Source organism: Streptomyces sp. NPDC059524, assembly GCF_042749255.1.
Classification (GTDB): domain Bacteria; phylum Actinomycetota; class Actinomycetes; order Streptomycetales; family Streptomycetaceae; genus Streptomyces; species Streptomyces xanthii.
The window spans coordinates 1-6,621 of the sequence record NZ_JBHYTK010000034.1 but is presented as its reverse complement, the minus strand read 5'-3'; the positions used below and the strand labels follow the sequence as shown (position 1 = coordinate 6,621).

The window sequence follows — 6,621 nt, the reverse complement described above, 5'->3', positions numbered from 1 at the left end:
CGCGGGGGCGGGGTCTCGCCCCCGGGCGGCGCCCGGCGCCGCGCCACCCCCCCCCGCCCCCCCCCCTCGTGGGTCGTACCGCCAGGCTACGGCGCCAGGTTGGTGCCCAGGCGGCCCCCGGCCGGGGTGCCGATCGAGCCGTTGCCGTAGTACACGGTCTGGCTCAGGCCCAGGCCGCTGCTGTTGCTCGGCACGTACAGGAGCGCGCCGTTGCCCGCGTCCTCACCGGCCGCGCCGAGGACCAGGTCCGTGCGGCCGAAGCCGGACAGGTCCGCGAGCGCCACGGCCGAACCGACGTTGTCGCCCGACTCGCTGGAGCCCGGGACACCGCTGGAGTCCTGGCTGACGGAGAGCGCGCCGGTGCCGGTGAGACCGGCCGACGAGCCCTTGAGGAGCAGCGTGGTGCCCGCGTCGGCGCGGTTCGTCGTGCGGGTCAGGTCCTCGTTGGGCAGGCCCGCGAGGACGTCCGCGTAGCCGTCGAGGTCGTAGTCGCCCACCGCTACGGAGGCGCCCATGGCGTCGCCGGCCTCGGCGCCGCCGGGTACGCCGGACGAGTCCTGGTGGATCGTCTTCGCGCCCGTGGTCGACAGGCCGGTGCCCGCGACGCCGTAGACGGCCGTGACCTGGCCGCCGGTCGCGGCACCGGACTCGGCGACGTAGGGCTGGCCGATGACGAGGTCGTCGACGCCGTCGCCGTTGATGTCGCCCGCGGCGACCGCGCGACCGCCCTTGACGGACAGCGTCGCGACCTTGGCCAGACCGGCGCTGCCGCCCTTGAACCAGACGACGCGGCCGATGCCGCCGCCGTCGCGGTAGTTGAGCGCGACGTCCGCGTAGCCGTCCCGGTTGAAGTCGCCGGACGTGGCGTCCGGGACGGCCAGGGAGGTGGTGGCGGAGGTGAGGGCGCCGCCCGCGCGCTTGGTGTCGCTGTAGCGGGCGTGCCAGGTGCCGCCGCTGACCGTGGTCGCGGAGAACACGTCGGCCTTGCCGTCGGCGTTGAAGTCGCCGACCGCGAGCGCCGCGCCGAACCGGGCGTTGGCCACGGCCTGCGCGGCGTCCGTGTTCACGCCGACGCCGCTGGTGAAGGCGGGACCGTAGAGGATCGTGTACGCGCCGCGGTTGGCGTGTCCGGACGTGTCGTCCTCGCCGGGCTGGCCGACGACCAGGTCGGTCTGGCCGTCGCCGTTGATGTCGCCGGTCGCCGTGGCGGCGCCGAACTCGTCACCGCTCTCGCCGGAGCCCGGAACGCCGGTGCTCGACTGGGAGATGACCTTGCGGCCGGTGGCCGTCGGGCCGTCGAGCGTGCCGGGGACGAGGGCGACCTGGCCGCCGCTCGCGCCCTTGGGCAGGCCGGTGACGAGGTCGTTCGTCGCGTCGCCGAGCAGGTTCTGGCTGGGCAGGGCGTGCGAGTTGCCCGGCGCGGCGGCCTGCGTCGCGATGCGGCTCAGCTTCGGGTAGAGGTTCGCGCCCGGGCAGGCCGTGGTGTTGGTGTCCCGGTGGCCGAGGACGCGCGGGAAGGTCTTGGACGTGCCCTTGGCGATCTTGTTGCCCTGGACGCCGAGGTCACCGTTGGAGGTGAGGGACACGGTGCCGGTCGCGGTGATGCCGTACTGGCCGAACTTCCAGGCCACGACGCGGGAGATGGCGTCGAGGGCGGCCTTCGTCGGCTTGGCCGACTCGAAGTTGCCGATGTAGGAGATGCCGACGGTGTCGGTGTTGAAGCCGTAGTCGTGGGCGCCGTGCACCGGCAGGTCCATGCCGCCGGTCCGGCCCTCGAAGATCTGGCCGCAGCGGTCGACGACGAAGTTGTAGCCGATGTCGAAGTAGCCCTTGGCCACGTGGTCCTGCTGGATCTCGCGCAGGCGGCGCGCCGACTCCGCGCACGGCACCTGGTTGTCGGCGTCGATGCCCGTGTGGTGGACGACCGCGGCCTTGATCTCCGTGTCGTACTCGGGCGTGCCGTCGTGCGAGAGGTCCGGGCCCCACACCGACTGCGGGATGATCGCCGGCTTCACGACCGTGGAGGGCGGGGCCTCGGGGACGGTCGGGGTCGGCGACGGGGAGGCGGTCTCCGTCGCGCTGCCGGACGGCGGCGGGGTCGCCGACGCGGTGTCCGACGGCGTCTCGGTGGCCACGGGCGTCTCGGTCGCGACCGGGCTCTCCGTGGCGGCCGGGCTCTCCGTGCCGACCGGGGTGTCGGTGGGCACCGGCGACTCCGTCGACGCGACGCTGTACGCCGCCGGGTCGATGCCGCCTGACGCGCCCTTGCCGCGGACCGGGTCGGTGCCCGGGTCGATCAGCTTGACGTCCATGCCGGCGGGCAGGTCCGCGGCGTTGCCGTCCGCGTCGACGACCCGCACCTCGACGCCGTTCGAGTCGGACGGGGTCGGCACGGGCGAGGTGCCGCCGCGCAGGGCGGTGTGCGCGCGCTCGGACCCGTCGGCGTCGTTCGTCTCCTCCGGCAGCGTTGTCCAGGCGCCCCACTTGCCGCTCTCCGCGTCACGCGCGCGGAACTGCGCGGTGCCGTCGAGCTGCGCCTTCGCGTCCTTCCAGGTCACCGAGACGGCGCCGAAGGTCTGCGTCGACTTCTGCGGCACGACCTTGCGGTCGCCCTTCGTCGTCAGGCTCAGCGTGTGCACGGCCGCGGCGCGCGCCGGGACCGCGTCCTGCGGCTCCGAACCCCCCGGATCGGCGATGGCGTACGCGGTCACCCCCGCTCCACCGAGCACCACCGCGCCGATGGTGATCCAGGCCCTGCGCTTCAGACTCAGCGGTCTGTACGCGTGCGTCTGGGCTCTCTGCGCTTTTCCTCGCGTATGTCGCGGGCTCAATGCCCCACCCCTCGAAAGTCACATGGGTCCCACGTGTCACGTGGGCACACACCATTCAGCGGGCGGGTACACCGAAACATCACAGGTCCGAACGCGAGCGCGGGGAATGGTGGGGTTTGTGCCCGTGCTGGCGAGGGTTCCGGCGCGCGTTGTATAACCGGGCCGCTTCCACGGGACCGGCCGGTCCCCGGCCCGTTCGCGATCCCCCGAGGTGCCCGTGCTTCCCGCAACACGTCTTCGCCGCACCGCCGTCCTGGCCGCGCTCGCCGCCGCGACCCTCGCCGTGTCCGGCTGCTCGGCCTCGCACTCCGGCGACTCCCGGCGCAAGGGGCACCACCGCTCCGACTCGCCGCGCACGGAGCGCACCCAGCGCGCGGACGGCCGCCCGGGCGCGACCCGCGCCCCCGCCGCCGCGGCCAGGACGCCCCGGACCGCCGCGCAGTACCTCGCCCGCGCCCGGCGCGCGATGGCGGGCGAGTCCGGCTGGACGTTCGCCGTCGACGGCCGCGAGTCCGCGACCATGAGCGGACAGGCCCCGTCCGGAGCGACCTACACCGCCACCGTGCACCGCACCACCACGCCCGTCGCCGTGGAACAGCTCGGCTCCGTGACCACCAGTAAGGGGCAGCGCAAGCCCGAGTCCGTGTACGTCGTCGACGGCACCGGGCATGTGAAGAAGAACGGGGCCTGGACCAGCGGACCCGTGACCGACCCCGCGATCGCCGACGCCGTGGAGGACCCGGTCGCGGGGCTCGACGCGTTCGCCGCGTACGGGAAGAGCGCGAAGGTGCGGCGCTCGGGCGGCACGGTGCGGCTCGAAGTGACCTCCTCCGGCTGGACGCTGGCCGACGCGCGGACCCGCCCGGCGCTGAAGAAGACCGCCCGTGAGCTGGACCCGACGCTCGCCCAGCTGCGGGACGCCGGCGTCACGGCGACCGAGACGCAGATCAGGCTCACGCGCTCCACGGAGACCTGGGAGCTCGACGCCGCGCACGGCTACCGCGTCGCGGCGCACCGCTTCGCGTTCACCTTCGACGTGCCGTACCAGGGCGGCGCCATCACCGTGAAGCAGGACGTGCGCGCGGACAACCGCGGCGTCTTCGACGGCACGGTGCGGCTGCCCGCGGACGCCGCACGCTAGAAGCCCTCCGGGTTCCCCGGTGACCGGCCCCGACGCCCGGGACGCGCGAACGGTTGTACGCCGCAGGCGCATTCCGGTGTGAGAAGCGACATGTGTGTGACGTGTGATGTTCCGGTGAGCCCGAGCGCTGGGGGAATGCGGGTCGAGTCCGACCGCGTCTCCCCACGACCGGACCAAGGGGTGCACCACATGCCTGGGGTGGAACACAGACCTGTCGACATGCGCCGGCACGCCGCGGCGTTCGTCGCCCGGGTCGCCTCGGCGCGACTGCCGCTCGACTACTCCGTCGCCAGCCTGCGGGTCGTCGACCGGATCGTCGACGGCCTGCGGCAGGGCAGCTCACCCGGACCCGAGCTCGACGCCGTGCTCTTCGGGCTCGGCGCCTACGTGGGCGAGGTGCTGGTGCGGCGGGCCGGCGCCGAGTGGATCGCCTTCGACCCGTCCCAGCGCGACTACTTCGGTCGGGACGTCGGCGTACGCATGCCGGACGGGCGGGTGCGCAGCCCCCTCGGCAAGGTCGTCAACCGCTACGAGGCGGGCGCCGCCGAGTCGCTGCAGACCTTCTACCTGACCCTCCCCGGAAGGAGGCGCCGCACATGCGCCGCCGCACTGTGACCACCCGGTCCCTGCTCACCGGCGGTTTCGTCCTCGCGCTGCTCGGCGCCGGCGTCCTCGTCCACCCCGTGCCGTCCGAGAGCCTGACCGCGAGCTCCCTCGCGGCGCCCGGCGCCGACGGGAACTGGTCCGCCGAGGCCTTCGCCGACCTCGAACCGCCCGCCGTGCTCACGCAGACCCGGGGCGAACGGCTGCTGTCCCAGGCGGTCACCCTGCTGGGCGAGGCCCGCTCGGTACGGATGACCGTGGACATCACCCAGCACGGCAAGCGGGCCCAGGCCGACCTGCGCATGGACCGTGCGGGCAACTGCACCGGCACCATGGACGGCGGACCGGGCGCGAGCGGCGACCTGATCGTCCTGGCCGAGGGCGCGAAGGACGACGGGCCCGAGGTGTACATGAGCTACAGCGACCGCGCGCTGGCCGAGTGGCAGGCCATGGCCGACACCCGCGGCCCCGCCGTGTCCCAGCGCATCCGCGAGCGCCTCGCCCTCGTCCGGGGCAAGTACGTGCACGTGCCCGCCGGCCCCAAGGGCGCCGACGCCCTCGCCAAGGTGTGCACCATGGGCCAGGTGCTCGGCGCACAGGCGGCCGACACCAGCGGCACCCGGGACCTGCCCGAGGAGCGCCGCGACGGACGCCGCGTCATCCCGCTGCTCCCGCCGCAGGGCGACGAGGACCTCGGCTCCGCCTACGTGGACGCCACCGGGAAGCCGTACCTGCGCAGCCTCGAGATGGACTCCGAGCAGATCAAGGGGAAGATGCGCTTCTCCGGCTACGGGGAGCCGCTGACGGTGCGCAGGCCCTCGGCCGCGCAGATCGTGGAGCTGCCCGCGGACGAGGGCTCGGTGTTCGAGGCCTGATCCGGCGCCGCCCGGCCGCAACTCCCGCACAGGGAAGGCGGGTTCGGGCCGCGCGGACCGCGCTTCTGTGACGTTTCCGCGCGTTCCGGCGCTGATCGGCATGGGGGCGGAGCCGATGGCGGCGCCCCGCACGGGGTGCCGAGGTCGTCGTTCCGTACGCATCGGTGCGTACTTGTCGTCGTACGAAGAGGAAAGCGGTTGGGCCAGGGAGGGGAACCCCGGCGCGCGAAGGAGCGCGACGGGGAGCTGGGCGCAGCCGTCGAGCGGGCCCAGACGGGGGACGAGGACGCCTTCGCCGTGGCCTACCGGCTGGTCCAGCCCGGCCTGCTCGGCTATCTGCGCGGTCTCGTCGGGGACGACGCCGAGGACGTGGCCGCCGACGCGTGGCTGGAGATCGCCCGCGACCTGGGGCGGTTCCGCGGAGACGGCGCGGGCTTCCGCGGCTGGACCGCGACCATCGCCCGGCATCGCGCCCTCGACCTGCTGCGCCGTCGCCGCACCCGGCCGCAGGCCACCGCGCTCGAACAGGACCTGCACGATCTGCCCGCCGCGCACAACACCGCCGAGCAGGCCATGGAGACGCTCTCCACCCGGCGGGCCCTCGACCTGATCGCCGGACTCCCGCGCGACCAGGGCGAGGCCGTGCTGCTGCGGGTCGTCGTCGGCCTCGACGGACCGGCCGCCGCCCGCGTCCTCGGCAAACGCCCCGGCGCGGTCCGCACGGCCGCGTACCGGGGGCTGCGCCGACTCGCCCGTGACCTCGGCGGTGTGACGGATGAGGGCCCGCCCACGCTGGGTGAGTCGAGATGACCGAGCAGATCCCCGACCCCGTGGGCGAGGCGCTGGCCGCGGCCGTACGCCCGCCGGAACCCGATCCCGAGGGCGAACGGCTGGCCCGCGCCGCGTTCCGGGCCGCCCGAGACGCGGGCGCCCTCGACGCGCGGCCCCGCCGCCGCGACGACAGGCGCCCGCGGCGCCGCCGCACGCGCTGGTCCGCACGGGCCGCCGTCGGCGCCGCGCTGGCGAGCCTCGCCGTGGGCGGCGTCGCCGGCGCCGGCCTCGGCGCCGCCCCGGACCCCGGCGCGGGCCGGCCCGGGCGCGGTTAAACAACTGACGCGGCCCACCCGAGGCGGAGGGGTGTACGCGGGGGGCGGCCGGGCCCGATAGAGGG

General features: G+C 74.7%; 6 protein-coding genes. 5 read left to right on the top strand and 1 reads right to left on the bottom strand.

The annotated features are described in order from the left end of the window. Window positions 1-86 precede the first annotated feature (86 nt). Window positions 87-2,732, bottom strand: coding sequence for an N-acetylmuramoyl-L-alanine amidase (locus ACFW9D_RS12690; RefSeq protein WP_384621016.1), 2,646 nt, complete (start codon window positions 2,730-2,732; stop codon window positions 87-89). 316 nt (window positions 2,733-3,048) lie between these two features. On the opposite strand from ACFW9D_RS12690, the gene ACFW9D_RS12685 reads away from it, so the two are divergent. The 5 genes from ACFW9D_RS12685 (at window position 3,049) to ACFW9D_RS12665 (ending at window position 6,556) form a co-directional block, all read left to right on the top strand. Next, window positions 3,049-3,972: a hypothetical protein gene (locus ACFW9D_RS12685; protein WP_384621013.1), complete on the top strand. Its 924-nt coding sequence runs from the start codon at window positions 3,049-3,051 to the stop codon at window positions 3,970-3,972. Window positions 3,973-4,161: 189 nt separating this feature from the next. Continuing rightward, window positions 4,162-4,587 carry a hypothetical protein gene (locus tag ACFW9D_RS12680; RefSeq protein ID WP_384621010.1) on the top strand — a complete coding sequence of 142 codons (426 nt, stop codon included), beginning with the start codon at window positions 4,162-4,164 and terminating at the stop codon, window positions 4,585-4,587. Continuing rightward, window positions 4,569-5,450, top strand: a complete 882-nt coding sequence (locus ACFW9D_RS12675; RefSeq protein ID WP_384621007.1) for a hypothetical protein — start codon at window positions 4,569-4,571, stop codon at window positions 5,448-5,450. Before ACFW9D_RS12680 ends, ACFW9D_RS12675 begins: the two co-directional genes overlap by 19 nt. Window positions 5,451-5,648: 198 nt before the next feature. Next, window positions 5,649-6,260, top strand: coding sequence for an RNA polymerase sigma factor (locus ACFW9D_RS12670; RefSeq protein ID WP_188337245.1), 612 nt, complete (start codon window positions 5,649-5,651; stop codon window positions 6,258-6,260). Next, window positions 6,257-6,556 carry a hypothetical protein gene (locus ACFW9D_RS12665; protein ID WP_384621003.1) on the top strand — a complete coding sequence of 100 codons (300 nt, stop codon included), beginning with the start codon at window positions 6,257-6,259 and terminating at the stop codon, window positions 6,554-6,556. The genes ACFW9D_RS12670 and ACFW9D_RS12665 overlap by 4 nt, the downstream gene beginning before the upstream one ends. The last annotated feature ends 65 nt before the right edge of the window (window positions 6,557-6,621 follow it).

Bases quoted from the DNA above. Each gene is read 5' to 3' on its own strand.
- ACFW9D_RS12680 (WP_384621010.1), top strand. From the start codon at position 4,162: ATGCCTGGGGTGGAACACAGACCTGTCGACATGCGCCGGCACGCCGCG.
- ACFW9D_RS12675 (WP_384621007.1), top strand. From the start codon at position 4,569: ATGCGCCGCCGCACTGTGACCACCCGGTCCCTGCTCACCGGCGGTTTC.
- ACFW9D_RS12665 (WP_384621003.1), top strand. From the start codon at position 6,257: ATGACCGAGCAGATCCCCGACCCCGTGGGCGAGGCGCTGGCCGCGGCC.